Annotated in this window: 20 protein-coding genes; 7 read left to right on the top strand and 13 right to left on the bottom strand. The window is 30.8% G+C overall.

Annotation, left to right across the window (positions count from 1 at the left end; all coding sequences use genetic code 11):
* Positions 1-31: 31 nt before the first annotated feature.
* From V9L05_RS00260 to V9L05_RS00220, 9 genes are all read right to left on the bottom strand, one after another.
* Positions 32-1,015, bottom strand: coding sequence for a GNAT family N-acetyltransferase (locus tag V9L05_RS00260; RefSeq protein WP_338813912.1), 984 nt, complete (start codon positions 1,013-1,015; stop codon positions 32-34).
* Between the two features lie 8 nt (positions 1,016-1,023).
* Entirely contained in the window at positions 1,024-2,073 is a 1,050-nt protein-coding gene (gene pseI / locus V9L05_RS00255; RefSeq protein WP_338813911.1) for a pseudaminic acid synthase, read from the bottom strand.
* Between the two features lie 3 nt (positions 2,074-2,076).
* Complete coding sequence (locus tag V9L05_RS00250) at positions 2,077-2,709, bottom strand: formyltransferase family protein (protein ID WP_338791420.1); 633 nt, start codon at positions 2,707-2,709, stop codon at positions 2,077-2,079.
* Entirely contained in the window at positions 2,706-3,746 is a 1,041-nt protein-coding gene (gene pseG / locus V9L05_RS00245; protein WP_338813910.1) for a UDP-2,4-diacetamido-2,4,6-trideoxy-beta-L-altropyranose hydrolase, read from the bottom strand. Before pseG ends, V9L05_RS00250 begins: the two co-directional genes overlap by 4 nt.
* On the bottom strand, positions 3,725-4,420 hold the full coding sequence (gene pseF / locus V9L05_RS00240) for a pseudaminic acid cytidylyltransferase (protein ID WP_338791422.1): 696 nt from the start codon (positions 4,418-4,420) through the stop codon (positions 3,725-3,727). The genes pseG and pseF overlap by 22 nt, the downstream gene beginning before the upstream one ends.
* Positions 4,421-4,427: 7 nt before the next feature.
* On the bottom strand, positions 4,428-5,618 hold the full coding sequence (pseC, locus tag V9L05_RS00235; RefSeq protein WP_338813909.1) for a UDP-4-amino-4,6-dideoxy-N-acetyl-beta-L-altrosamine transaminase: 1,191 nt from the start codon (positions 5,616-5,618) through the stop codon (positions 4,428-4,430).
* A 5-nt stretch (positions 5,619-5,623) separates the two neighbouring features.
* On the bottom strand, positions 5,624-7,705 hold the full coding sequence (locus V9L05_RS00230; protein WP_338813908.1) for a hypothetical protein: 2,082 nt from the start codon (positions 7,703-7,705) through the stop codon (positions 5,624-5,626).
* Positions 7,706-7,921: 216 nt separating this feature from the next.
* A complete protein-coding gene (pseB, locus tag V9L05_RS00225) occupies positions 7,922-8,965 on the bottom strand; it encodes a UDP-N-acetylglucosamine 4,6-dehydratase (inverting) (protein WP_338813907.1) in 1,044 nt (347 codons plus the stop codon).
* A gap of 89 nt (positions 8,966-9,054) precedes the next feature.
* Positions 9,055-9,936 (bottom strand): ABC transporter permease, encoded by an 882-nt coding sequence (locus V9L05_RS00220; protein WP_338813906.1) that lies wholly within the window; start codon positions 9,934-9,936, stop codon positions 9,055-9,057.
* A gap of 254 nt (positions 9,937-10,190) precedes the next feature.
* On the opposite strand from V9L05_RS00220, the gene gmk reads away from it, so the two are divergent.
* From gmk to lpxB, 7 genes are all read left to right on the top strand, one after another.
* Positions 10,191-10,805 carry a guanylate kinase gene (gene gmk / locus V9L05_RS00215; RefSeq protein WP_338791427.1) on the top strand — a complete coding sequence of 205 codons (615 nt, stop codon included), beginning with the start codon at positions 10,191-10,193 and terminating at the stop codon, positions 10,803-10,805.
* Positions 10,802-11,374: a nicotinate (nicotinamide) nucleotide adenylyltransferase gene (nadD, locus tag V9L05_RS00210; protein WP_338791428.1), complete on the top strand. Its 573-nt coding sequence runs from the start codon at positions 10,802-10,804 to the stop codon at positions 11,372-11,374. Before gmk ends, nadD begins: the two co-directional genes overlap by 4 nt.
* A gap of 991 nt (positions 11,375-12,365) precedes the next feature.
* Positions 12,366-13,982, top strand: coding sequence for a reverse transcriptase family protein (locus tag V9L05_RS00205; protein ID WP_338813905.1), 1,617 nt, complete (start codon positions 12,366-12,368; stop codon positions 13,980-13,982).
* 108 nt (positions 13,983-14,090) lie between these two features.
* A complete protein-coding gene (locus V9L05_RS00200) occupies positions 14,091-17,558 on the top strand; it encodes a hypothetical protein (RefSeq protein WP_338813904.1) in 3,468 nt (1,155 codons plus the stop codon).
* Positions 17,559-17,668: 110 nt separating this feature from the next.
* Positions 17,669-19,351 (top strand): SWIM zinc finger family protein, encoded by a 1,683-nt coding sequence (locus V9L05_RS00195; protein ID WP_338813903.1) that lies wholly within the window; start codon positions 17,669-17,671, stop codon positions 19,349-19,351.
* Between the two features lie 277 nt (positions 19,352-19,628).
* Positions 19,629-20,696, top strand: coding sequence for an LD-carboxypeptidase (locus V9L05_RS00190; protein ID WP_338813902.1), 1,068 nt, complete (start codon positions 19,629-19,631; stop codon positions 20,694-20,696).
* Positions 20,697-20,798: 102 nt separating this feature from the next.
* Complete coding sequence (gene lpxB, locus V9L05_RS00185; protein WP_338813901.1) at positions 20,799-21,995, top strand: lipid-A-disaccharide synthase; 1,197 nt, start codon at positions 20,799-20,801, stop codon at positions 21,993-21,995.
* Positions 21,996-22,092: 97 nt separating this feature from the next.
* Here lpxB and V9L05_RS00180 read toward each other — a convergent pair whose 3' ends face one another.
* From V9L05_RS00180 to V9L05_RS00165, 4 genes are all read right to left on the bottom strand, one after another.
* Positions 22,093-23,715 carry a hypothetical protein gene (locus tag V9L05_RS00180; RefSeq protein WP_338813900.1) on the bottom strand — a complete coding sequence of 541 codons (1,623 nt, stop codon included), beginning with the start codon at positions 23,713-23,715 and terminating at the stop codon, positions 22,093-22,095.
* Between the two features lie 252 nt (positions 23,716-23,967).
* On the bottom strand, positions 23,968-25,869 hold the full coding sequence (mnmG, locus tag V9L05_RS00175) for a tRNA uridine-5-carboxymethylaminomethyl(34) synthesis enzyme MnmG (RefSeq protein WP_338813899.1): 1,902 nt from the start codon (positions 25,867-25,869) through the stop codon (positions 23,968-23,970).
* Positions 25,870-26,212: 343 nt separating this feature from the next.
* Positions 26,213-26,443: a hypothetical protein gene (locus V9L05_RS00170; RefSeq protein ID WP_338813898.1), complete on the bottom strand. Its 231-nt coding sequence runs from the start codon at positions 26,441-26,443 to the stop codon at positions 26,213-26,215.
* A 52-nt stretch (positions 26,444-26,495) separates the two neighbouring features.
* Positions 26,496-26,675, bottom strand: a complete 180-nt coding sequence (locus V9L05_RS00165) for a hypothetical protein (RefSeq protein WP_338813897.1) — start codon at positions 26,673-26,675, stop codon at positions 26,496-26,498.
* Between the last annotated feature and the right edge of the window lie 130 nt (positions 26,676-26,805).

Raw genomic sequence — 26,805 nt, 5'->3', positions numbered from 1 at the left:
TTATTTTGATAGAGTAAGATACATGACTCAATTAATATACATCATTATCTCCTAATGTAATATGCCAATTATGAATATTATCATAATTAATTTGGTCTGAGTAATTAATAAAGTAATTGAAATTTTCTGTTTTACGAAAACCTATACTTACTATGCAATTGTATTCTGTACTTTCTTCTGTTAAATGCCACATATTTAATAAATGACTTTTTTCTTGTTTAGAGTAATATATTGAAGTATTCAAAAGTTTTTTTAGATGATGTATTTGATTATAGCCAAAATCTACAATATGAGTTTTGAGAATAGATTGTTCTTCATCAAGAAATTTTTTTAATACAATATATCCTTCTACTTTTTCATATTCTTCTAAAATAAATATTTTATATGACTTATTAGGGCGTTCAAGAAATCTCCATTTTATAAACTCTTTATTCCTAACTATACTATAGTTATATTTTTCAAAAAAAGAACTAATATTTTCTAATTGTTTGTAATTTGTAAGCTCTTTTATTCCTGATTCTAATGGCTTATCTTCACACAAAAATGGGTTTATATTTAAAAAGTATAAGTTATCTAATTGATTCCATCCTACTTTCAAATGTCCACGAATTGCATTTTCATTAGGAATACCAATTACTATTTTATTACCTTTTTTAGAGCTATCTTTTAAAGCAAACAAACCTGTTTCCACAAACAAACCATATCCTCTATAATCAGGATGTACCATAACATTTGTACATAAAGCAGCAGGATATAATTTTTGATTGTAATTGACTTGATAGGGTAATAATCCATAAGCACTAACTAATTGATTACTTTCCAAATCTTTTACTAAAAAAATATCATTTTTGCCAAATGGAGAAGCCAAATTAAACCAATTGTACCATTCTCTATTTAGACCTTCTCTTTTTCCAAAACAACTTTCGAACAATTCAAAGTAAGAGATTATAAATTCTTCATTTTCTACTTGAGCTTTGAAAAACTCGAACTCTCTATTCTTTATTTTTTTTATCATAATTTTAATTAAAGGTTATTCCAAGAAAGTGCTGTGCCTTTGGAAATGTCTTGTTTTGATGTTTTTCCTATTATATTATTGTAAAACTTAGGCAAAAGTCCTTTACCTGGACGTATTACTCTTATATTTGTTGAAGTAAATACTTCTCCTTCTTTTATATCTTCCACAACATAAATAGAACGTCTAAAAGTGATTGACTTTTGTTCTGCAGTAGTAATACCATAAGTTACTTTTCCTAAGGCATCAAATGCCTTTTCAGTTTCTTCTACTAAACTTTTAAACTCATGAGGCTCTAATGAAAAAGAAGCATCTAGCCCTCCATCTTTTCTATTTAAAGTAAAATGCTTTTCAATTACTCTAGCTCCTAATGCTGTTGCAGCGACAGCTACTCCTATTCCTAAAGTATGATCAGACAATCCTATTATACAATCAAACATACTTTCCATATGTGGAATAGTTAGGAGGTTAGAATCTACAGCTGAAGCAGGATAGGTACTCGTACATTTTAGTAAGATAAGATTAGGATTATTCACTCTTGCAAATAAATCAATAATATCTTGTAGAGTTTCTAAATTAGCCATACCTGTTGATATTATTACAGGTTTTCCTGTTAGAGCTACTTTCTCTATTAATTGGATAAAATTATTTTCAAAAGAAGCTATTTTGTACATTGGACAATCTAATGTTTCTAAAAAATCTACTGCTTCTAACCCAAAAGGAGAACTAAAGGCAATTATATTCTTTTCCTTTGCTCGTTTAAATATTGCTTCATGCCATTCGAAGGGTGTATATACTTCTTGATAGAGATTATACAATGTTTTAGCTTCCCAGTCTGGGTTTGAACCTCTAACAATAAAGTCTTCGTTTGAGGAGTCTATTGTAAGCATATCTGGTGAACTTGTTTGTATTTTTATAGCATGTCCTCCTGCTGCTGCTGCTGCATCAATAATTTCTAAAGCTCTTTCAAGCGATTGATTATGATTACCAGACATTTCAGCAATGATAAAAGGCTTATTTTCCGAACTAATTGTAAAGTCTTGTACTTGTATTTTTTTCATGATTTAATTTGCTTTATTTATTTTGATATAATATTTTACTCCATTTTTATAAAAAAAAGCAGGATATTTTTCATTATCACAGACTCTCAATAAATTAAATTGTTCATCAATAGTCTTATAAATATTCAACTCACTATCCTTAGGACTTCTTTTAGGATAAAATGACTCTAAACCCTCTTGTTTTTTCTTTGAGTTATTTGGATAATTAGTAATAAATTTTATCACTAATTCAATCGTTTTTTCTCCTTGAAAAACACGTAATTCTTCTACTAGCTCTGTTCCATTTAAGGAAATACTATCTTGCTCATAAATTAGACCTGCATCTACTTTTTGAGTAGCTTCAAATAATGTGATAGGTATTTGGCTTTTTCCTTCTAAAACTTGCCAAGTCAGTGGCGACCAACCTTTTCCTTGTGGTAAGGCACTTTCATGAATGACCAAATTGTGCGTGTTCAAATTTAAGTTTTTTAAAATTTGTTCACAAGATAATAAAACTAACACATCACCTTTTTGTATATCCTCATGAGAATGAATTAATTCAACATTATGATTTAATTCTAGAAGCAAACTTTGTAACTTTTTAGCATAAGGAATAATCCAAGAGCCAATATTATCGACTAATAATTGTATTTTCATAAATTTTTAAATAATTCTAAAAGTCGTTTAGATGAATACCCATCAATAGCTTTAGCAGTTGCGAAAGAAGAAAGTAAAAATAATTTATCAAATCCATTTATGATTTTGTTTTCCAAGTCTATTTTTAAATCTTGTAAATCAATGGTTAGATTATTTTCAAAACCTCTGTAAATAGATAGTTGATTATCTACATAATAACCCCCCAACCAAATTAAGCCAGTTGAAAGAATTTCATAAGAAATACTACTAGCAGGTGCAATGGCTATATCAGATTGTTTCATTAATTTACACATCTGTTGAGCAGAAAGGTTTTGATGAAGAATTATTTTATCATTTTGTTTGCACAGCTCTAGAATTTCTTGATAAAATAATGAGGCACTGCCTAAAACTACATTAATTTGTTTTAATTTATCTACATTTAGACAACTGTCTATCGCTGTCTTTGTAAGATTGTAAATATCTGAACCTCCAAAACAAATGAAAGCATTCTCTATTTTATTTATTTCTCTTTTTTGTTTGGCAGTTTCTAAAAATGGTTTTCGAAGTAAAGCATATTCTGCTCCTAGACATAATTTTGTATAGGGTTCACAAGAATAATCAGTTTTCTTCAGCCCTCCTGCATGATTAATCACTACATCAGCCACAAAATGCCAATCATGCATATCATCAATACAAACTATTTTTGAATTGCTATTTTGTTTAATAATTCTTTGATAATCTGTCTGTATTTGATAATGGTCTAATACGATAATAGAATTATCTTGTAAATAAGATTTGGTAATAAAATGAGCTTCTTCTAAAAAATTAGTAGATTCTTGCAAAATAATTAATTCAAATTTTTCTTTGATTTGATTTTGAAGAACTAAAGAAGGATTCTGAACCAAAAAAACGCATTCAAACACAGAGTTTTTATCTTCTATTAGCATATCAGCTAAAGCCATACTGCGTACAATATGTCCCCAACCAATTTGAGAGTTGGCATCTGCTCTGAAAAACACCTTAGTTTTCGAGATATTTAGCTTTGTTGTTTGATCCATTGGTATTTGAATTCTGCCATTTTCCAATCTTCTATGTTATCAATATCTTGAACTTGTAAAGTAGATAAGGTAATTACCCCTGTATTATCTGTCCAAAGCCGTTTTTTTTCTAGTAATGTATCTGTCTTACACATATAAAACTGACCTGCATCAAAATAAGCTTTTTCCAAATCTTGTGAGCGTTTCATTAGATTACTAGGCTCAAACATGCTTACCTTATTTTCAATATTTTTTTTTAAAGCTCTTTGAATAGGCGAAGAAAATTCGCCCACTGGAAAGACAACATCAAGTTTCTTTAAAGTTAATAATTCCAATGCTTTTTCTAGTATTTCAATAGTAATAAAAGGAGCTGTAGGATAAATACCACAACAAATATCAAATTCTTTTCCTTGTCTTCGATATTCATTGATTACCTCTATTAATACATCAGCTGTGCCTGAAAAATCATCGGCATTTTTATTACTGCGTAAAAAAGGAATAACTGCACCATACTGTTGAGCAATTTGAGCGATTTCTTCATCTTCTGTCGAAACCATTACCTCATCAAATAATTCAGATTTTAAAGCTGTCTCAATAGAATAAGCAATGATAGGTTTTCCTAAGAAATCTTTTATATTTTTTCTAGGAATTCGTTTACTTCCTCCTCGTGCTGTGATGATAGCTAGTTTTTTCATTTTTACATTATTTACTGACAAACTCTAGTATTTTTTCTATTACAAAATTTTGTTCCTCCTCTGTAAGAGTTGGGTAGATCGGAATACTCAAACAAGATTGATAATATTCTTCTGAGTTAGGAAAGTCCCCATTTTTGTATCCCAAAGATTTATAATAGGGCATTGTATGTACAGGAATATAATGTACTTGAGCAAAGATATTATTTTCTCTTAGGAAATCATAGAGTTCTTTTCGGTTTTCTACTTGAATGACATACAGATGATAAGCATGGAAAATTTTATTTTTACCTTCAATATCTCCATTTTTAGGATACTGAAAAAAGCAAACCTTCGTGTTTTTGAATGCGTCATCATAACGTTCTGCAATTTCTTGACGTTTTTGCATCATTTCATCAGCTCTTGAGAGTTGAGAAATTCCTAAAGCAGCCAAAATATCAGGAATACGATAATTATATCCTAAGTCTTGCATTTCATAATACCAACCTCCATGATTTTCCTGCAATAAATCTGGATTTTTGGTAATTCCATGGGTACGAAGTTTGATTAATTTATCATACAAATCTTTGTCATTTGTGGTAATCATTCCACCTTCCCCAGAAGCAATATGTTTGACAGGGTGGAATGAAAAAATAGCTAAATCGGCATAATTACCACTACCACAATTTTGCTTTTTATTTTGAGAATCGATAAAATATCCACCAGGTGCATGACAAGCATCTTCAATAATCCATAACCCATATTTATCTGCTAGTTTTCTAACTTTTTCCAAATCTACAGGCAAACCCATAAAATCCACAGGAATAATCCCATCGAATGTTCCTTGTGGATTTGATTTTAATAACTCTTCTAATTTATCTAAATCAATAAGAGAAGTTTTTGGGTCAATATCTACAAAGACAACTTCCCCACCACAATATTTAATACAATTTGCTGAAGCTGCAAAAGTGATAGGAGTTGTAATTACCTTACTTTTTTCATTTACATTCAGTGCTAAAGCACATAAATGCAATGCTGCTGTTCCATTCGAAACTGCCACAGCATATTTTGAACCTACATAGTTAGCAAACTTATATTCAAATTCATCAATCTTAGGTCCTTGTGTTAGAAAATCAGCTTGTAGAGTTTCTACAACAGCATTGATATCATCTTGAGTAATGTTCTGTTTCCCATAAGGAATAGAGAAAGTGGTGGTAGTCATAGAATTTAATTTTTTTCTAATTTTATTTCGCAAGAAATTTCTTTTTTTGCTTGATTTGAAGGATAATAAATAATGAGTTTTTCTACTATAGGAATATATTTTTGAGCTTTTATACACATTTGAGAATAAGAAAGTGTATCAGAACTGTTCTTTCTTTCAACAAAATCAGCAAAACCATAATTATTTATTTCTTCTCCATACAAAGGCATTCCATCAATTTGCATAATTCCACTAATAGCAGGAACAACAAAAGAAATTGACTTGGCAGCTCTTTTTGTGTTCATGTGTTTCCAAAATAATGTATCTGATTGCGAAATATGGATGACTAGTTTTCTTTTTTGTTCTATTGGTAGATTCCCTAAACTATCTAACTGTTTGGTAATATATACAGCCCAGTTTCTATCGATTGGTGTAGAATTAATTTGCGAATTTTCTAGTTGTTTATAATCCTGTACTAAATTTTTATGATTTGAATATGCAGCTCTCAAGTCAGCTTGAAACTTCCAAGCTATTCCACCAAAAATAGTTATTGCCATAAAAACCGAAAAAATTAAACCAAAGGAAATATCATTTTTTGTAAATATATATGTTTTGAAAAAATAATATATATGTTCTTGATGCAAAACTATATAAGCTAAAAACAAAATCATTCCCAGTTGTCTTGCAACAAGAGTAAAATAGATGGCACTTCCATCTGGAATTGCTATCAGCATTCCTGGTAAACTACTTGCTATCATCAATACAATAAGTAATTCGATATCTATTAGTACAAAATTAGTATGTTTTAAAAGGTTTTTTAAAGTATAAATTTTTGAATCTCTTATGCGTAGAATACAATAGGCAATGCCCCAAAAAAAGTGAATGAGGTAAAAGTAGAGTTTCTGAGATAGATAATTGATATGTTCTTTTATAAAATTAAACAAACTAATATTCATAATATCTGAATTAGTATTAGAATGATTAATCTTATAGCCAAAATAAAAAGTAATAAATAAGACCCCTATGAATAGCACTAATTTTATTCTCAAGTAAGTATTTTTATTTAACAAGAAAAATCTGAAACAGAGATAAATTACTGCTACCCAAAATAAAAACCCAACTGATATTTTTAATGACAAACTAGCAAGTAAAAAAAATACAGTAGCTACAATAAACAAAATAGATTGTTTTTTATCTGAAATAAATTTTTTATCCTCTTCTATAAATAAAATAATAAATAAGCAGAATAAAATGAAAGCAAAATTATAGGATTCGGATAAGATATGAAATAAAAATACATCTTTTCCAAATTTACCTAAATCTGATAGTAGTGAGAAAGTTACAATGATAAAGGCAATCCAAAATATAAAATTAAATTTTTGTTTGATGTTAAATTTTTCAGAAACACTTCTAATGGTAGAAAGATAAATATAGATAAACAAAGGAATAAAGACTATAATAAAGACAAAGTTATAACCTAGTAAGCTACTCTCTTTGAGTATTTTAGAAAAATGAGCAAGATAGTAATGACTACCTACATGATAGTTTAAAGGGACTAAGCCATCTACACCCGTTGAAGTTGTATTATAAGTCTGAATCATATTAGCAATACTACTGTGAAAAAGAGTGTCTATATGAACTTTTCCTAGTTGTAAAGCCTCAAAAAATAAAGGATTAATATAATTTATATCATTATTCAGTAGTGAAGGAATAATATGAAAAAAAGTTGCTCCTAAGGCAAATAATAAAAATAAAAATGACCAAAAACGAACTCTAAAACTTTTCCAAATAGTAAGTGCAAAAAGAATATAACCAATTAAAAAAACATACCTACAATAATATTGATCTATCCAACTAATTAATAAAGGTAAAGTCAGACAAATAAATAGAGAGCTAACTTGTGATCTATTAAAAGATAACTTAGAAAAAAAATGTAAAGAAGAAATATTGATGCAAAGTAAACCAAAGCCTAAAATAAGTAGTATATTTTCATAATCTGTAGCAAATTCTTTTCTCATATACAGACATAAAGCACTTAAACCTATGGCGAGTAAGGAAGAAAATAAAGCAATGCTTGTATTATTATGATTTTTGGAAAGTATAATCATATAGAGTTATAATTGAATAAAGGTTATCACGGTTATTTTTGTATAACAATCTTCCAAAATGTTAAATTTGATAAAATACTGTTTTTGATGTTCAGAGGAAGTCTGAACTACCTTAATACAAACCGTGATAAGGTTTATTTAAGACTTTCATTATGTTGAGGATTTCCTAACTGTAAGTGAAAGTCTTAATTATAAGCACAAAAAGTAGAATGTAAATTAACTAGTAGCTTCGAAAGCTTCAAAGTTAGAGTCAACATGAGTTTTGATAAGCTCACGCAACTGCTCAATAGTAAGCCAGTCAGTATTTTCTCCAGAGCTATAAGAAAAACCATCTTCAACTACTTTTCCTCCATGATAACCTAAATATTTATTGACTTGCTCTTCGTAACTTGCAAAAGGAGCATTAGGAACAATAATAAAATGGTTTTCTAGTTCGATTGTATTCATCGAATCACTTTCTGTAATCATTTCTTCGTGAATTTTTTCTCCAGGACGAACACCTACAATTTCTTTCTCACATTCGGGAGCGATTGCTTCAGCAACATCAAGAATACGATAAGAAGGGATTTTTGGAACAAATATTTCTCCTCCTTTAGCATTTTCTAAAGCAAAAAGCACAAGATCTACTCCTTCTTCCAAAGAAATATTAAAACGTGTCATTCCTTCATGCGTAATTGGTAATTTACCTTCAGCCCTTTTATTCATAAAAAATGGAATAACCGAACCACGAGAACCCATTACATTTCCATACCGAACCACAGAAAAACTAATTTCATTGCTTCCTGCGATATTATTAGCAGCAACAAAAAGTTTGTCTGAACAAAGCTTTGTTGCTCCATACAAATTAATAGGAGCTGCAGCTTTATCAGTAGAAAGAGCAACTACTTGTTTTACACCTGAATCAATAGAGGCTTCAATCAAATTTTGAGCACCCAAAACATTAGTCTTGATACATTCAAAAGGATTGTATTCAGCAGTAGGAACTTGTTTTAGAGCTGCTGCATGAATAACAATATCTACTCCGTGTAAAGCACGCATCAAACGTTCTTTATCACGAATATCTCCAATAAAATAACGAATGGCTGGGTGTTTTTCTGGAGAAAAAGTTTGTGCCATTTCAAATTGTTTGAGCTCATCTCTAGAAAAAATAATCAAACGCTTTACCTTTGGGTATTTTTCCAAAATTGTCTTCACGAATTTTTTACCAAAAGAACCTGTACCACCTGTAATAAAGATGGATTTATGATTTAAGTCTAACATACGTATCAGTTATATAATTTGCATATATAGAATGCAAAATTGATTAGTTGAGTTTGATTGAAATACAGTATTGATTTTGTGTGAATAACTTATACTGTATCCATAAATGTTCTTTCTGTTTTATTGAAGAGAATAATTCCAATAATAAATACAACAACAGATAAGATTCCTAAGTAAGCAATATCTATCATAGTAATACTTCCTACTCCCAAAAATGCCATTCTATAACCTTCCATCAAAGTAACTAATGGATTGTATTTGGCAGCCCATTCATATTTTTCAGGTATTTGAGATAGAGGATATAATACAGCAGAGAAAAACATTAATAATTGAACGCCAAAACCAATAAAAATAGTCAAATCTCTATATTTTGAAGTCAGTGAAGATATAATAATTCCTAAGCCTAAAGCTAATGTTCCACTTATAGCCATGAGTAAAGGTAGGGTTAAGATCCAAACAGATAAAATTAATTTTTCATCTGTAAAGAAATAAAAATAAGCTAACGAGCCAATAAGCAAAAGCAAGCTAATCCCAAAGCCAAGTAAAGCTGAAAAAATAGTAGAGATAGGAGTAACCAAACGAGGAAAATAAACTTTTCCAAAAATACTTTGATTGGCTGAAAAAGTAACAGCTGTGCCTTGTAAACATTTTGCAAAAAATGACCAAGATAAAGTGCTAACTAGATAAAATAAAAAAGGATGAACTCCATTTGTGGTAACATTCATAATATTTCCAAATACAATCACATACAAAATAGTGGTCATGAAAGGAACAATAAAATGCCACATCGGGCCTAAAATAGTTTGTTTGTATTGGGCAACAAAATCACGCTTTACAAAAAGATATATCAAATCTCTGTATCTCCAAACTTCTTTTAACTTTAAATCAAATAAACTACCAGTAGGAACAATTTCCTCTGTCCAATACTCATCTTGTAACTTTGTATTATCTTTATTAATTTCTTGAGTCATTCTGTTTTTATTAAATTTAGAATAGAGGTTTTTTGAGTGTAAATTATTTTATGAACCACAAAATTAAAAATTTTTAGCTCATTTCTTATATCTATTTCATTTATATTTTGCCCCTTGATTGATAGGAATTAAAAAAATAGAGTAGAAAATGATTATTTTTTCGTAATTTTGTATGTAAACACTTGCAAAGAAAGTCAAAACTGTATCATTAAAAATCAGTTATAACTAGGTAAGCAATTACTTTACAACCATCTATGAGCCAAAAATTAATTATTTTTTCTGCCCCTTCTGGAGCTGGCAAAACTACCATCGTCAAACATCTACTAGGTGTTTATCCTGAAATTCTGAGTTTTTCAATCTCTGCTACTACTCGCTCACCTCGTTCTTATGAAAAACCAAATAAAGACTATTATTTTATTTCTGTTAATGAATTCATAAAAAAAATGACAAATAATGAGTTTATAGAACACGAACAAGTTTATGAAGGACTTTATTATGGAACATTACGAAGCGAGGTCGAACGCCTTTGGAGTCAAGGACAAGTTGTCGTTTTTGATGTAGATGTAAAAGGAGGAGTTGCTCTCAAACAAGAATTTGGAGATGCTGCATTAGCCGTTTTTGTAAAACCACCTTCTATCAAAGAACTTAGAAAGAGATTATTGTCTCGCAAAACAGAAACCGATGAAACCCTCAAAGCACGAGTAGAAAAAGCTGAAATAGAAATGGAGTTTGCTCCTTTTTTTGATGAAGTTGTTATTAATGATTCACTTAGTGAAGCCTTAGATTTTAGTGAAAAAATAGTAGAAGAGTTTATCTTAAAAAAGCCAAACCACAATCATCACCAACATCATAAAAATACAACTCTATGAAAATAGGTCTTTATTTTGGTTCATTCAATCCCATTCATGTTGGTCATTTAATTACTGCTAACACAATGGCAGAAAATACAGATTTAGATCAAGTTTGGTTTGTTGTTTCGCCTCATAATCCACATAAAAAAAAATCTTCACTTCTTCATGAGTTTGATAGGTATGATATGGTGCGCTTGGCAATAGCTGATAATGAAAAATTAAGTGTAAGTGATATAGAGTTTAGTTTGCCCAAGCCAAGTTATACTATAGATACATTGACATATATTCAAGAAAAATACCCCAATCATCATTTTCAAATTTTGATAGGAGAGGATAATCTGACACATTTTCATAAATGGAAAAATCATGAGCAGATTTTGGAATATTATGGAGTTTTGGTTTATCCAAGAGATGGAACTCCAAAAACAGAGTTTCATAACCATCCAAAAATAAAATTTGTAGAAGCTCCTTTATTAAATATTTCGGCTACTTATATTAGAGAACTTATCAAGACTGAAAAATCTATTCGCTATCTTGTTCCAGAAGAAGTAGAAGTTTTGATTCGTTCAAAGAAATTTTATTTATAGAATGTAGCCTTAAACTTTGGTAAGAGTTAAAATGTGCTGTAAATTTCAGTTTCTGAAAAAAAAAAAACGTAAAAATTTTAGCAAATGTTTTGCAGGTTAGAAATTTATTCTTACCTTTGAAGCATAGAAACACAAAAGGCTGTTTCTAATAAAAATACAGTAGTTATAAATACCTTGCTTTCTAACTTCATTGTTAGAACGAATGATGTTTCGTCATTCAAGAACTTTTACATAGCATACATCACTACATACTATCTTTATGATGACTAACTACTACCTATACGCCATTTACGGTTTGAGTGCGTTGCACTTAAATAGCGTATAGGTAGTGTTAGTCTGGAGTTGATAGATATAGTCCTCAGATAATACGAAGATTTTATAACTGTATTTTTATAATTTCATTAAAAAAAAATAAAATAGTAGCTCATAGTAGCTTTAATAATAGCAATGAATACCTTGCTTTCTAAGTTTCATTCTTAGAACGAATGATGTTTCGTCATTCAAGAACTTTTACACAACATACATCACTACATACTATCTTTAAGATGACTAACTAACTACTAGTAGTCATTTACGGTATAAGTGCGCTGCACTTAAATAACTACTAGTAGTTGTTAGTCTGGAGTTGATAGATATAGTCCTCAGATAATACGAAGGTTTTCAAAACTATTTTCAAATATATAAAAAAAAAGAGAGTTTAACTACTCAAATCTTTATGCACTTCTATGTGCAACTCATCTGTCATTGTTTGAGATTCTCACCAATGATAGATAATAACAAACAAACAAATAGAAATTAATTAGTCTTTTTTAGCTTTTACACCTTAGTAAATTACCATTTTTTTTATTTAGATTAGCATTTAATCTAGTAAAAATGTTTTTTTGCTATGTCATTTTTTGCTGAATAATTTTTAATTCAAGCAATTTCATTTTCTTATATTTTTATTTTTTATAAGAAATTGGAAAAAGTTGCCAAATTAACCTATTTGTTTATGTCAATGACCCGTCAACAACTCTACGACCGAATTCGTGCTACCTCAAAAGAAGACTACATTTTAACAGAAATGAAGCGATTAGGATTTTGGGGAGATTCTGAAAAACCAACTCTTGCTGAAGAACTTATCAATAGACAAGCAAGTCTTCGAAAAGAACTCGCAGAACTCACTCAAAAACAAAGACAATACGACAGCAGAGAAGCCATGCTAAAACAAATGCGTCTTGAACGCATGAAATCTTCCAAAGAAAAACAACAAGAAACAAAAGCCAAAAACGAAGAAAAACGAAGAATAAAAGCTGAAAAATGGGCAGAAACCCAAAAATCAAATATTATTTATTTGGGTGGAGAAGTTTCTAAAGGTCTTAATAATACTCTTTCAGATAAAGAGAAGTTAGAAAAACACAACCTTCCTTATTTTGAGAATATTGTAGAATTTTCTTCAATAATAAATAAGCCTATTTCAGAACTTCGCTTCTTAGCTTTTCAACGCTCAGTTTCTAAAGTTAATCAATATCATAATTATTACGTTCCAAAAAAATCAGGTGGAAAACGCCTTATTTCTGCACCAAAGCCAAAACTAAAAGCCACTCAAAATTGGATTAAAGCAAACATTTTAGATAAAATTGAAGCTAATTCAACTGTTCATGGTTTTGTAAAAGAACGTTCTATTCTGACAAATGCAGAGCCACATCAAAATAAAAACTTAGTCATTAGTTTAGATTTAAAAGATTTTTTTCCTTCTATTTCCTACAAAAGAGTAAAAGGACTTTTTCTCAAATTTGGTTATTCCGAACAATTATCGACACTTTTTGCACTTCTGACTACCCACAACGAAACTGATAAATTAAGTGTCGATGGGGAGGTTTATTATGCTCAAAAGGTAGATAAAGAAACAGGAAAAACAAATCGTTTTCTTCCTCAAGGTTCGCCTGCCAGTCCTGCCATTACTACGCTGATTGCCTACAAAATGGATAAACGTTTGGAAGGACTCGCCAAAAAAATGGGTTTTACTTATACTCGTTATGCTGATGATTTGACTTTTTCTTCTGACTTAGATTTAAAAAAGGATGCAAAAAATGTAAATAAAATCATTGGTTCATTGCTTTATTTTGTCAAAAAAGTAGTAAACAGCGAAGGTTTTGAAGTTCATTCAGACAAAACGCACATTATGCGAAAAGGAAATCAGCAAAAAGTTACAGGAATTATTGTCAATGAAAATGCTGATAATAAATTAGGAATTGACAGAAAAACAATCCGAAAATTCAGAGCTTTTTTACATCAAACTTCTAAAACAGGTTGGAAAATAGATAAGTATGCAAAAGATAAGAAGTGGGGAATTCATTCTGATCCAAAACAAGCAGCTCTAGGTTTTGCCTCTTTTATTAAAATGGTAGATACCAAAAAAGGAGAGAAATTTATAGAACAAATAAACTCTATTCCTAATGCAGAAAATTATGTTGAAAATGCTGTTTTAGAAAATCCTACTCGTGCATTCGTTTCTGAGGAAAAAAATGATAAACAAGCTATTGGGTTAAATCAAAATCAAACAGAAGAACAAAATCAAGAAATAGAAAATCAATCAAATGAATCGGATTGGTGGGATATTTTTTAAGGAACATTATTTTTTAAACTAAATTATTTCTCGTTTTACAAATCATTCTTATCTAAAAATAAAGAGTTATTTCGTAATTCGTAATTTTTAATTCGTAATTGAAATAATATGAAATTAATAGAACAAAGCAAACTCTTTTTTAAGCAAGGAAATTCGGATAAAGTCTATGAAATCGACCTTTGTGAAGTCGGAACAGATTTGTATGTAGTCAATTTCAGGTTTGGAAAACGAGGTGCAAATCTAAAGGACGGAACAAAAACGCCTTCTCCAGTAGGAAAAATAAAAGCACAAGCCGTTTTTACATCCTTAGAAACTGAAAAAACGAAAAAAGGCTACAAAAAAGAAAGTCAGTCAAAAGAGAAAAAAGAAAAAGTTTTTCCATCTTCAATTTCTTCAAAAGAAGAAGCTATTTTGCAGCGTTTGAAAGAAGCTGTAAATAAAATAAATAGTCCAAATGAAGAACAAAAAAGTATTTTTAAATCAGAATGGAAAACGGGTAGAGTAGCTTGGCAAGTTGGTGAGCTAAAACTAAAATCAGCTATTCCTTTTTTAGTTGAATTAATTGAAAAAGATAATAGTTTGGAAACGGTAGAGATTTATTCTATTCTTTGGGCATTGGTGCGCTGTCAAGATGCACAAGCAATTTCAATTTTTGAAACTTATGCCAATGCTACTAACCATCCTGACCATATCAAAAAGATAGCGAAAGAGGGGTTGATGAGTGTAAATTTTGATGAAAAAATAGAAGCTCAATCACAAGCTAAAATTAATACAATTGCGAATTTAGTGCAGAGTTTGCCTCCAATTATTCAAGAATATACATTAAATCAAGATACAAAAGGGTTACAAAAAGAAATTCAGTTAAGAATAAATGAAAAACAAAAAGATTTTCAATTCTTAGAAACACTTTATTTGCTCGTTCATGTGTATCCATTTTTACAAAAAGTAGTTCTGAATTCACTTTCAAAAATAGCTGTTCGTCCTCCATTTTTTAAGTATATCCGTTCAATTTACAAACTGGCAGAACTGCGTGATGATACTAGAATTTTGGGTTTGCTCTCTTATCGTTTTGAGAAATCGACAGGAATGTATAAAAGTACGACCATTTCAGAAGGTGAAGATACAAGTCATTGGCGTTATAGTTATAAAGTGAGAAGGTATATTTTTGAACTCAGCGAACAAGTAGCAGATATTACAAAAGAAGTAAAAAAGAAAGATTCAAAAATTGGATTCTCAGAGCAAACTAGAGCGTATCTTCAGCGTAGAGATTTGAGAAGATTGAAAGATTTTGCATTAGAAACAGGAAATCACAATTATGTAAAATTGGCTACTTCTATTCTGCTTTCTTATCAAAAAGAAGATTATCAAGCCCATTCTGTGAGTAGTTTCGGTTATGCGTCTTGGAATAGAACTACTAGAAAATATACGCATAATTTTACAGTTTTTCCTGATAATGCGTCTTCTTTATTATTGAATTTAATTTTGAATGGAAATAATAAAGAATTAGAATTGGTAGCTAATAAATGGCGTAAAAAAGAAAAAATTACGATAGTTTCAGATAGTTGGTATGCACAACCAACTGTTCAAAATGAGCAACCTTCTAGTTTGCAACGAATAATGTTTTTTAACAGAAAAACCCTTCAAGAACAAAAAGAATTTCACAAAGAAGACAAAAGAACAGAGTTTTTTCCTCAAAAATGGGATGCTCTGCCACAGGCTTACGTTCAACTTTTAGCAGAAGCAAAACTAGATAGTATACATGAGTTTGCCTATAAAAATCTCAAAGTACATTCAGAGTATGAAAATATAATTGCAAAATTTGATGTAAAACTTTTGAAAAAACTGATTTCTTCTGATTTTGAAATTCCTGCACTTTTTGGAGTAGAAATATGTAAGGATAAATTAAATGAAAATTTTGATAAAGAATTGACTTTAATTCTCTTAAACTCAAAACTAGAAGAAGGACGAAGATTAGCAAAAGAAATCATAGAAAAGAACAGCCAAGAATTTACAAAAGATGTAAACTTTACACTTTTTGTCTCTGAGCTTATTTTTAATCAATATATAGATATCCGAAGCTGGATAAATCAGTTTTTACAAACTATTCCTTTATCAACTGAGAAATGGCAGATTATTGTAGGAAAAGCAATTTCTGAGATGCTTAGTACAGATAAAAATTATTCTACTCTATTACTTAAAGATGCTCAAAACATATTGAAAGCAAACGCAAAACCTGTTTTAGAAAATGTAGGTTGGAATATTGTTTTGGAGCTTTTGGAAGACACAAACCTTCAAAATCAAGTTTTTGCGAGTGATATTTTGCTTATTAAATCCAAACTGATAAAAGCAACTGATATTCCTTTTTCTATTTTGAATGGGTTTTTTGAGAGTAAATCAGAAGAGATACGAGCAAATGGAATGGAAATTTTTGCAGATTATCCTGAAAGCGCACTTTTAGAAGCGCATCAACTTTTAGGAAATATGCTTATTTCTCCTTATCAAAATTTGAGAAGTTCGGCAAAAGAAATTATAATAAAACTTACTCAAAATAAAGTCAATCAGCAATCAAAAGAAGGAAAAGAGTTTTCTGAATCTATTGTAACAAAATTAGTTTTGGCTCTTCGTAAAAAAGACCCAGAAGAAATAAAACGAGAAGAAGCTGCAAAAATAAAAGCAGAACAAGAAAAACAGAACAAAGAAAGTGGAAATAATTCTGAAAATCAAAGTGAAAATGATTCTTCCGAACAGTTCAGTGTTCATAAAGAAATTGCAGATCTTTTAATCAATCATTTTGACTCTTATTTATCAAATGTTACACTCAAAACTACGCTTAATCTTCTTCATGGAAATTATAGAGAAGGACAGTTTGTAGGTTTTCATATTCTCAAAAATCATATTGTTGCTAATCAAACTAATAAAGAAGAAGTTTCTATTCGTCAGATTGTTGCCTTAGCAGCTCACGAACTTTTAGAAATTCGTAGTTGGACATTAGAATATTATCAAAATAATGTTGCTCGCATTCGTTACGAACGTGATGAAGCCTTACGAATTTTGGATGCTAAATGGGATGATGTTCGCCAAAAAGCAATGGCATTTTTTAGAGAAAACTTCACAGAAAACGATTGGGATGTAGATAGTCTGGTTTCTATTGCTGATTCAGTTCGTCCAGATATAGAAGCATTTGGAAAAGAACTTATTACCAAATTCTTTGAAGAAAAAGATGGCGAAAAATACTTGACTATGCTCAGTCAGCATCCTAGCAATTCGATGCAGCTTTTTGCAACCAATTATTTAGAACGTTTTGCAACTGGGAATCTTGAACGCTTGAAAGAAATGGAATTTTATTTCCGTTGTGTTTTGATGCAAGTCAATAAAGGCAGAATTGCAAAAGATAGAGTTCTTGATTTCTTAGAAAAAGAGGCTTTATCTTCAAAAGAAACTGCTTTTTGGGTTGTTCCATTGTTTAATGATTTGGTGGCTACAAGTGCCGTTCAAGACAAAGAGCGATTTATTCAGATTCTTCAAAAACTAAAAGTGAAATATGAGAATTTGAAAGTGGCTTTGGTTTTTGAATAAAGTTTTAACCGTCAACGAGACTTCGTCGTCGTTGAGGATTATAGATTCAAAACCTCGTTGACGGTCTTGACCTCAACGACGGTTAAACAAGAATACAAAAAAATAAAATTATGCTTTTCGAATATAAATACGGTGGCAACACCAACATCATAAATAACTCAGAGCAGACTTCTATGTCTTTTGCTCCTGATGCGCTGCGTGAACCTACTTTTTTCGTAGGAAAATTAGATAAAAAAATAAATTTTCGTGAAGCTATTTCTGCGCTTCATCATGTGGTAGTTTCAGATTTGCGTTTCAAACCCAAAGACAAAACAGAATATAAGGCGTGGGCAGAAAAACAAGAACAAATTTGGCTTGCTGAGTATATGGAATCCTTTCAGATTGAAGAAGTAAAAGCCAAAACTGAAAAAGTCAGAAAGGAATTAAACGAATCCTATAAAGAAAGTGGGAAGATTTTAGAGCCTTACTACAAAGCACAACGTGAATATTTCAAATATCTCTATGAAAAAGATAAAGATGCTTGGTTTGTCCTTGACCCTGTAATTACAGTTCATCCAGACGAGGTGTTTTTTGAATGTTTTAGTCAAGATGAATCTACTTATGGCAAGCTAAGTTGTAGTTATAATGTATTCAAAGAAATAAATGAGTTTGAATGTGGAACTACAAATGTAGATTATTCAGCTACTTTATATAATGAGTTTCAAAAGATTCGTAACTATAAAGAAACAGATTTTAAGATTGACCCAAGTGGTTTTGAGGTTCAGACGACCAATGAAGACAGCTATAAAGAGGTTAAAATTGATTTGCCTGATACGTGGGTACGAGGGTTTTTGCAAGTTAGTTCTGCTATGACCCTTCCTTCGACTACACTAGATTTACATCCAATGGATATTTTTAGTCTGTGTCAGTTTTTGAGAAGATTTAAGGAGAAAAAAAGTCCTCGTTCGTTGCGTTTTGTGTTAGAACCAAATCAACCTATCAAAATAATTATTGAGCCTTGGAATAAGGAACTCATTTTTAACCGTTCTATTTATACAGGACATGAGTCTAAAGAAATTCGTATTTGGGGAAGAAGACGTATTTTGATTTTGGAAAGATTGATTCCAGTAGCCAAAAATTTCAAACTTGTTTTGCTTGGTTCTGGATTACCTTCATTTTTTATAGCTGAATTAGAATCAGATATGACTTTTACGCTTGGTCTTTCGGGTTGGACTTCTAATGATTGGTCAAGAGCAGGAAATTTTGATTTGATGGCACCAAGAAGTGAAGTAGATGATTTTACTAAAAAAACCGTCTTCAATGCTTTGAAACAAAACTGGTTTGAGAGTTCGGCATCATTGGCTCGTCGTCTAAACTTAGATACAAAAACAGTTTCTTCTGCTTTGGCTGCCTATACACAAGCAGGACGAGTAATTTATGATTTGAAAATGGGCGTTTATCGTGTTCGTGAGCTTTCGAAAGACCCTTTGCCAATGGATAAATTGCGTTTTGCTAGTGAAGAAGAAGAAAAAGCAACACGTTTTATTAAAAATAATGGCGTACAAGTAGAAGTTGATACGACAAATGTTGTCAATAAAGATGGCGAAAAAGGTGAACGAATTGTTTTGAAAGGCAGAGTAAGAGATAGAAATACAACCTATCCAACACTTGTTCAAATAGATAACGATGAGCGAATTGTAGATGCTAGTTGTGAATGTAATTTTTACAAAATGAATAATCTTCGAAAAGGAGCTTGTGAACACATGTTGGCTACACGAATGTATTTTAATGAAGTAAAAATGGAGAAGGTTTGAGTTTTTTAGAATCAGATATGATTTGCTGAATTTTTAAAAAGTCTAATTACTCAGAAATTCTTTTGATTAATTAGACTTTTTGTAGTTTATAAGGATTTTTTTTACTGAAAAAGCAGGGTTTTTAAAAAATACCTTTAATTAGGTGAAATTTTTGTTTATTTTTAATAACTTTAAAGTTAAACAAAATATTTTGCTAACATTATTTATAATCTATTCATTATTTAGTTTAGCTTTCTGCTAAGGTTTCATCTTATCCACTTTTTACTTATTTATTCTTATGCAAAAATCTACATTCTCAAAATCACCTCCTTTTTTGAAATCAAAAGATATGATTCGTTTGATAGCTCCTTCTGGAATTGTTGAACCTAATAATATAGAATATGCTGTAGAGTGGATAATTGAAAATGGTTTTACACCAAAAGTGGGAATTCATCTGACAGATAATTTTTTTCGATTTGCTGCAACGGACGAACATCGTCTGTTTGATCTTCAAAAAGCCTTAGATTGTAAGGAAACAAAAGCGATTTGGTGTATTCGTGGTGGATATGGAATGGGACGTATTTTGGACAAACTCAACTGGGATAAATTTTTAGAAAATCCGAAATGGCTCATCGGTTTTAGTGATATTACAGCTATTCATTTGAAAATAAATCAATTGGGTTTTCAAAGTATGCATGGTTTTATGCCTGTTCAGTTTAAGTATTTATACCAACCTCAAACTAATGTAGAAACTCAAAAAGCATTTACAGATTCTCAGAAAGTACAAATTCAACAGAGTAAAAAAGGCGAAAAAGGAGTGAGAAATACCCTAAAGCAAGATACAAGTGAAATTTCTGATAAAATTCAGATTGAAAAATCTATACAAAGTTTTTTACAGGCTCTATTAGGCAAATCATATCAAATTAATTCAACACCTCATCCAAAAAATAAATTAGGAGAAACAGAAGGAGAAATAATAGGAGGAAATCTGAGTATGATAATCAACAGCCTTGCTACTCCCACAGAAATAAATACAGATAATAAAATTCTTTTTTTAGAAGAAGTAGGTGAAAATCTTTATGCTGTTGATAGAATGCTTTGGCAACTTTACCGAGCAGGAAAATTTAAAAACTTAAAAGGAATTGTTGTAGGAAGTTTTTCAGGTTCAAAGCAAACTGCCCAGCAATTTGGTTTTTCAGTCGAAGAAATGATTATTGATTTAGTAAAAGAATATAATTATCCTGTTGCTTTTAATTTTCCAATCGGACATACTGCTCAGAATGAAACTGTTATCTGTGGTGCAAACGTAGCCTTTGAAGTAAGTAATAAAGGAGGAGTTTTAAAATTTTTACAAAATCCTGTATAATTTGTTTTTTGTAGGTAAAAGGTTCTCCTTTTACTAGATTAGAATTTTGTCTAATTTTGTACTTTACAAAAAAAATAAACAGAACAAGACACACAAAAATTAATGCGTTTCTACATCATTGCTGGCGAAAAGTCAGGCGATTTACATGCTTCTAATCTTGTAAATGCTTTAAAGAAAGAATATCCAACAGCTATTTTTAGAGGTTTTGGAGGCGATTTAATGGAAAATAATGGTGTAACTCTTGCCAAACATTACCGAGAAACAGCTTTTATGGGTTTCTTTGAAGTTGTTCAAAATTTGGGAACAATTCAAAAACTACTTTCATTCTGCAAAAAAGATATTTTAGAGTTTAAGCCTGATGCAGTTATTTTTGTAGATTATCCAGGGTTTAATTTGCGAATTGCAAAGTATTTAAGAAGTTATTATAACAAAAACTCAACTCTCAAAACGCCAAAATTATTTTATTATATTTCTCCGAAACTTTGGGCGTGGAATCAATCAAGAGCCAAGCAAATCAAAAAAAACATCGATTATATGTTTTCTATTTTGCCTTTTGAAATTGAGTTTTATAAGAAATTTGATTTTGATAGAATAACGTATGTTGGAAATCCTCTTTTTGATGCAATAGAAAATTATAAACCAAATGACAGTTTTTTATTAGAAAATAATTTGAAAGACAAAGTTAAAGCTATAGATGGCGAATTAAATAAAGAAAATTCTAATCAAAAAAATATTGCTTTTTTGGCAGGAAGTAGAAAGCAGGAAGTAAAGTCACTTTTGCCTGTCATGATAGAAGTTGTAAATAAATTTAAGCAAAAATCAGATGCTGCAAACTATAAATTTATTTTGGCTGGTGTTTCTAGCTTAGATGAGAGCTTGTATGATGAGGCAAAAGCAAATGGAATTGATGTGATTTTTGAGCAAACTTATGATTTGCTTTCTCACGCAGATGCTGCCATTGTTGCTTCTGGAACAGCAACTTTAGAAACAGCTCTTTTTGAAGTTCCTCAGGTGGTAATTTATAAAGTAAATGCAATTACCTATCAGATTGCAAAACTAGTAATTAAAGTAAAGTGGGTTTCGCTGGTCAATCTTATTGCAAATAAGGAAATTGTAAAAGAACTTTTACAACATGATGCAAATGTAGAAACTATTAGCCAAGAATTAGAATTACTTTTAGATAAAGAAGGTGATAGATATGATTTTATGAGAAAAGAATATATTGCGCTCAAAAATCAAATTCAGACGGAAGGAGTTTCTATCCGAACAGCTAAAAAAATAAAGGAGCTTTTGGGTTGATAATTATTTTGATGGTATTATTCTGTAACTTTAAATGAGAAAAGCCTATTAGCTTATAAAAATCTAATAGGCTTTTTCTATTTATAAATCTTCTATTTTATGGCTTAAAAGTAATTTTTCCTACTTTAAAAGTATCATATCCTTCTGCATAGATAAGAGCTTCTGTTTCTGATATTTTAGCCATCTTGTGAGGTATTATCCACTCCTTATCTTTTTTTGGCAAAAAGCCGTAAATTTTTTCTTTTTTAGCCTCTCCTGTCTTTAAGTCTATTGCTACAACGGCTAACATAGCTACTTTAGCGTTGATAGCATAATATTGGATTTTATCTTCTGCTGATTCTACAGATTTATTATCAGCATGGTCTGGAAAAATAAGATATAACTTATCGCCTACTTTCTGTTGATAGAACGATATATATTGATCTCCTATTGTTTGGTTAGACAATTCGTCTTGAAACTGTCTCTTTGATATAACAGTAGACCAGTTTATAATAGCATCTTTATTTAAACTAAACACAATTACATCTTTATATCGGTAAGTGTATTTCGATAGAGAATTATTGATACTATTATCACTATATCTTATATCTTTATTTTCTACACTCATTAGAATACTACCATCTTTGTTTTTTATGAAAAACACAATATTAGCTCTATCACTAAGAATTTTTTGAAATCTATCTTCAAAAGGTATAGAGTTATTCTTTTCTATCTCTCCAGATTCTCGGTTTATAGATATATGAAAAATTCCCTTTTCAGTATCCTTGAGATTTAAATATTTACTATAAACTCCATATATCTTAATTGCATTTTTTTCATCAAATACATAATCAAAACTTTTGTATTCTTTCGTAAATGGAAACGAGTATTCTTTGAAATCTGATAAATTATTAGAAATACTAAAAATCTTTCCAGTTTCTTTCTTAGTATCTATACCCTTTATATATGTCGTTCCTTCTTCATCTAAATCGTAACCTAATATATCAAATTCTTTCTCACTATAAGGTAAACTATTTACTTTTTGAGCTTTTAATTCTAAGTTTTTATCAAAAAGAGCTATATGAATTTTTTGATAATCTTTTATCTTTACAGGTAATTTATAAGTAACTACTACATTAGAAGAGTCATTAGTACGCTTTATTTTAAAAATGTATCCCACTCGTCTAGCTAATTCTTCCTTGCTAGTAGTGGTATTACCCCCACCTAGACGCATTAACATTGAGTATTTAGAAGGGAGAGGGTTTTCTGAAAGATCAACTTCTACTATTCTCTTCTTTTCTCCAATAAAAGCAAGGGTTGATTTATTAAACTCTTGCATATACAAAAAATCTTTTTCCCCCTTCTTACTTTTAGAACTCGTAAATAAAAGTAACTTATCATTATGTAAAAGTAGGTCATTATAACTTTCTTTTTCATCATCTATTTGTAGTTCCTGTATTTTTATTTTTCCAAATTCACTATTATAACTTTCTATAAAATACTTTGTTTCTTTCTCTCCACGTTTGAATTTATCCTCTTTTCTCATTATAATAGAAATTCCACTCTTTGAAGTTCCTACTACTTCTATATCTCCAAATACGTTTGTATAGCCTTTCGATTCTGCTATTTTAGCTCGTGGCTTATGCCAAGTAACTTCTGCATATTGACTTTGAGCAAAGCCAAAAACAGGAGTGAATAATAAGAAAATAACAAAGACAAAGATTCCTAATAATTTATTCATAGTTTTAAATTCTACTTATTTTAATGACTATTGATGTATTGTTTTTTAAAGTTCAAATGTACCATTTATAAATTTAAAAAACTAAATAAGAGTTGTTTTTATATAAACAAACTTTAGTTATAAATAACAAAAAAGCCTATCAGATTATAAAAATCTAATAGGCTTTTTCTATTTCAAACTATTGTCAGAGTTGTTTCGGATTACCAAAAAACTTAGCCGTTGTCGATGTCCTCACCGACGACAAACATACATTTATCTATTTAAATAAACCATCAACACCGAAATATCAGAAGGACTAATCCCACTAATTCGTGATGCTTGTCCTAATGTACGAGGCTGAATTTGAGTTAGTTTTTTACGTGCTTCCATAGAAAGCGAAGGCATAGAATGATAATCAAGACCATCAAATAAATGAAGTCCTTCCAAACGGTGCATTTTCTCAACTAACTTTTGTTCTTTCTCCACATATTCAGAATACTTGATTTGAATTTCGGCTTGTTCCAAAATCTCTTCATTATTCCTATTGTTTGTGCTACTTCCATTTTCTGAATCAGAAACAGAATATTTTTCTAAAAGATTAGCGATTTCACTATCCATTTTACCCAAATCAGAAAGCTGAACTTGTGGACGCTTCAAAACATCAATCGATTTTACTTTTTGCTTAAGTTCTGACGTTCCTAATGCTGCCAAAACAGGATTTGCATCCTCTAATTCAAGACTTCTTTTAGACAAAACTTTAATTACTTCTTTTACCTCTTCTTCTTTTTGTTTCATTTTTTGAAGGCGAGTTTCAGAAGCCAAACCTAAATCAAAACCTTTCTGCGTAAGACGAACATCAGCATTATCTTGACGGAGCAAAATACGATATTCGGCTCTTGAAGTAAACATTCTGTACGGCTCATCTGTGCCTTTATGAATCAAATCATCAATCAAAACACCAATATAGGCATCAGAACGAGAAAGCGTAAAGGCTTCTTTTTCATGTGCTTTTTGGTGGGCGTTTATTCCTGCCATAAGTCCCTGACAAGCAGCTTCTTCATAGCCAGTTGTGCCATTTATCTGACCAGCAAAATACAGATTTTCAATACGTTTTGTTTCTAATGTTTCCTTTAATTGTGTCGGCTGGAAAAAGTCATATTCAATCGCATATCCTGGGCGAAACATTTTTGCTTTCTCAAAACCTACAATTTGATTCAATGCTTTTTGCTGAACTTCATACGGAAGCGAAGTTGAAAAACCATTTACATACACTTCTACGGTATCCCAACCTTCGGGTTCTACAAAAATTTGGTGTCTATCACGCTCTGAAAAACGAACAATTTTATCCTCAATAGAAGGACAATATCTTGGCCCTAGTCCTTTTATACGTCCTGCAAACATAGGCGATTTCTCAAACCCAGTTTGCAAAATCTCATGAACTTTAGGATTGGTATAAGTAATATAACAACTTCTTTGATTTACTAAAGAGGTAGTTTCATCAGAATACGAAAATTTTGAAGGATTTTCGTCGCCCTTTTGTTCTTCGATGGCTTCGTAATTGATAGTTCTGCCATCTACTCGTGGTGGCGTTCCTGTTTTCATTCTGCCAGCCTCAAAACCTAATTCTACTAATTGTCCTGTAATTCCTGTGGCTGCTCGCTCGCCTGCACGTCCTCCTCCAAATTGTTTTTCGCCAATATGAATAAGTCCGTTTAGGAAAGTTCCGTTGGTAAGGATTACTGTTTTTCCTTCAAACTCAATTCCTAATTGCGTTCTTACTCCACAAACTCGTCCATCACGCACCACCAAACCTTCGACCATTTCTTGCCAAAGGTCAATATTTTTATTGTTTTCTAAAGCTGTTCGCCATTCTTCTGCAAAACGCATTCGGTCGCTCTGACAACGTGGACTCCACATCGCAGCACCTTTCGAACGGTTGAGCATTCGGAATTGTATCATTGTTTTGTCTGTAATAATTCCAGACATTCCACCTAACGCATCTATTTCTCGCACGATTTGCCCCTTTGCAACGCCTCCCATAGCAGGGTTACAACTCATTTGAGCAATCGTGTGCATATTCATTGTTACTAACAAAACTTTTGAGCCTAATGTGGCTGCTGTGTGGGCTGCTTCACAACCTGCGTGTCCTGCGCCCACTATTATTACATCATACATAAACAGTTACCAGTTATCAGTGAACAGTTATCAGTTAATTTCTTAGTTTCTTCTGCGAAGAAATAGGATTTCTGTTTCTGTGTTTTTAAATTCTTTTTATTTTAGAATAATTCTACAAAATTACACTATTCTAGCGTTTTTTACTAATTTTTAGTTCCTTGATTTTTAGGGTTTTATATTCAGTTATAATCCTCAACGACGGCAAAGCCTCGTTGACGGTTGAAATTAACTCTTCAATCAAACTCAATTATCAAATCTTTTATTTTATCATAATCTTGTTCTTGGCTATGAAATTTTTGAAGCTCATTTCTCCCTCCAAACCATTCTAAAACATATTCTCTATCTAATTTTGTATTTTTTTCTGATAAATGACTGTGATACGAAGAATAAGGATAATCTGTAAAATCGTTTGTAAATCTGTGTTTGACTGGGTTTTATGAATATAATCTATCAACGTAGTCAAGTAAGAATCAGAAGTTACTTTTTTGCGTTCGAAGGCTTCTTCAAAAAGTGAGCCTGTGCGTTTATACTTCTTATTGATGGCATTAGCATACGTATTAAAAAAATGACCCAACTGTCGGCTAGGATTCAGCGTAATATGCGTTTCTTTAGGCGAAGGTTTTTCTCTAAGTTGTGTACGCTGTTAAATAGTAAGCAAAAGTATCCATTACAGGAGAAACATATTTAGCGTATTTTTCTAAGAAGAAAGTATAATTCTGTTGTTCATAGAACAAATTACAACCATCAATACCACGGTTATAGATGTGATATATTTCATCAGATTCTAAAGGTATTTTGTATGCCATAATTTTAATCCTCATTGACGGCGTAGCCTCAACAACGGTTTATAATGAATGATAAATTAGGTTATCAAGATACAATAAAATCTAAAATAATCAACACAACAGAATCGTAAAAATATAATTCAATACAACC

Source organism: Bernardetia sp. Wsw4-3y2, from assembly GCF_037126295.1.
GTDB lineage: Bacteria > Bacteroidota > Bacteroidia > Cytophagales > Bernardetiaceae > Bernardetia.
The sequence above is the reverse complement of the archived record's forward strand: the minus strand, read 5'-3'. Positions and strand labels throughout refer to the sequence as shown.

What these genes read in the sequence shown, in the direction of transcription:
- V9L05_RS00260 (WP_338813912.1), bottom strand. Translation starts at nt 1,015, where the DNA reads ATGATAAAAAAAATAAAGAATAGAGAGTTCGAGTTTTTCAAAGCTCAA.
- pseI (WP_338813911.1), bottom strand. Translation starts at nt 2,073, where the DNA reads ATGAAAAAAATACAAGTACAAGACTTTACAATTAGTTCGGAAAATAAG.
- V9L05_RS00250 (WP_338791420.1), bottom strand. Translation starts at nt 2,709, where the DNA reads ATGAAAATACAATTATTAGTCGATAATATTGGCTCTTGGATTATTCCT.
- pseG (WP_338813910.1), bottom strand. Translation starts at nt 3,746, where the DNA reads ATGGATCAAACAACAAAGCTAAATATCTCGAAAACTAAGGTGTTTTTC.
- pseF (WP_338791422.1), bottom strand. Translation starts at nt 4,420, where the DNA reads ATGAAAAAACTAGCTATCATCACAGCACGAGGAGGAAGTAAACGAATT.
- pseC (WP_338813909.1), bottom strand. Translation starts at nt 5,618, where the DNA reads ATGACTACCACCACTTTCTCTATTCCTTATGGGAAACAGAACATTACT.
- V9L05_RS00230 (WP_338813908.1), bottom strand. Translation starts at nt 7,705, where the DNA reads ATGATTATACTTTCCAAAAATCATAATAATACAAGCATTGCTTTATTT.
- pseB (WP_338813907.1), bottom strand. Translation starts at nt 8,965, where the DNA reads ATGTTAGACTTAAATCATAAATCCATCTTTATTACAGGTGGTACAGGT.
- V9L05_RS00220 (WP_338813906.1), bottom strand. Translation starts at nt 9,936, where the DNA reads ATGACTCAAGAAATTAATAAAGATAATACAAAGTTACAAGATGAGTAT.
- gmk (WP_338791427.1), top strand. Translation starts at nt 10,191, where the DNA reads ATGAGCCAAAAATTAATTATTTTTTCTGCCCCTTCTGGAGCTGGCAAA.
- nadD (WP_338791428.1), top strand. Translation starts at nt 10,802, where the DNA reads ATGAAAATAGGTCTTTATTTTGGTTCATTCAATCCCATTCATGTTGGT.
- V9L05_RS00205 (WP_338813905.1), top strand. Translation starts at nt 12,366, where the DNA reads ATGTCAATGACCCGTCAACAACTCTACGACCGAATTCGTGCTACCTCA.
- V9L05_RS00200 (WP_338813904.1), top strand. Translation starts at nt 14,091, where the DNA reads ATGAAATTAATAGAACAAAGCAAACTCTTTTTTAAGCAAGGAAATTCG.
- V9L05_RS00195 (WP_338813903.1), top strand. Translation starts at nt 17,669, where the DNA reads ATGCTTTTCGAATATAAATACGGTGGCAACACCAACATCATAAATAAC.
- V9L05_RS00190 (WP_338813902.1), top strand. Translation starts at nt 19,629, where the DNA reads ATGCAAAAATCTACATTCTCAAAATCACCTCCTTTTTTGAAATCAAAA.
- lpxB (WP_338813901.1), top strand. Translation starts at nt 20,799, where the DNA reads ATGCGTTTCTACATCATTGCTGGCGAAAAGTCAGGCGATTTACATGCT.
- V9L05_RS00180 (WP_338813900.1), bottom strand. Translation starts at nt 23,715, where the DNA reads ATGAATAAATTATTAGGAATCTTTGTCTTTGTTATTTTCTTATTATTC.
- mnmG (WP_338813899.1), bottom strand. Translation starts at nt 25,869, where the DNA reads ATGTATGATGTAATAATAGTGGGCGCAGGACACGCAGGTTGTGAAGCA.
- V9L05_RS00165 (WP_338813897.1), bottom strand. Translation starts at nt 26,675, where the DNA reads ATGGCATACAAAATACCTTTAGAATCTGATGAAATATATCACATCTAT.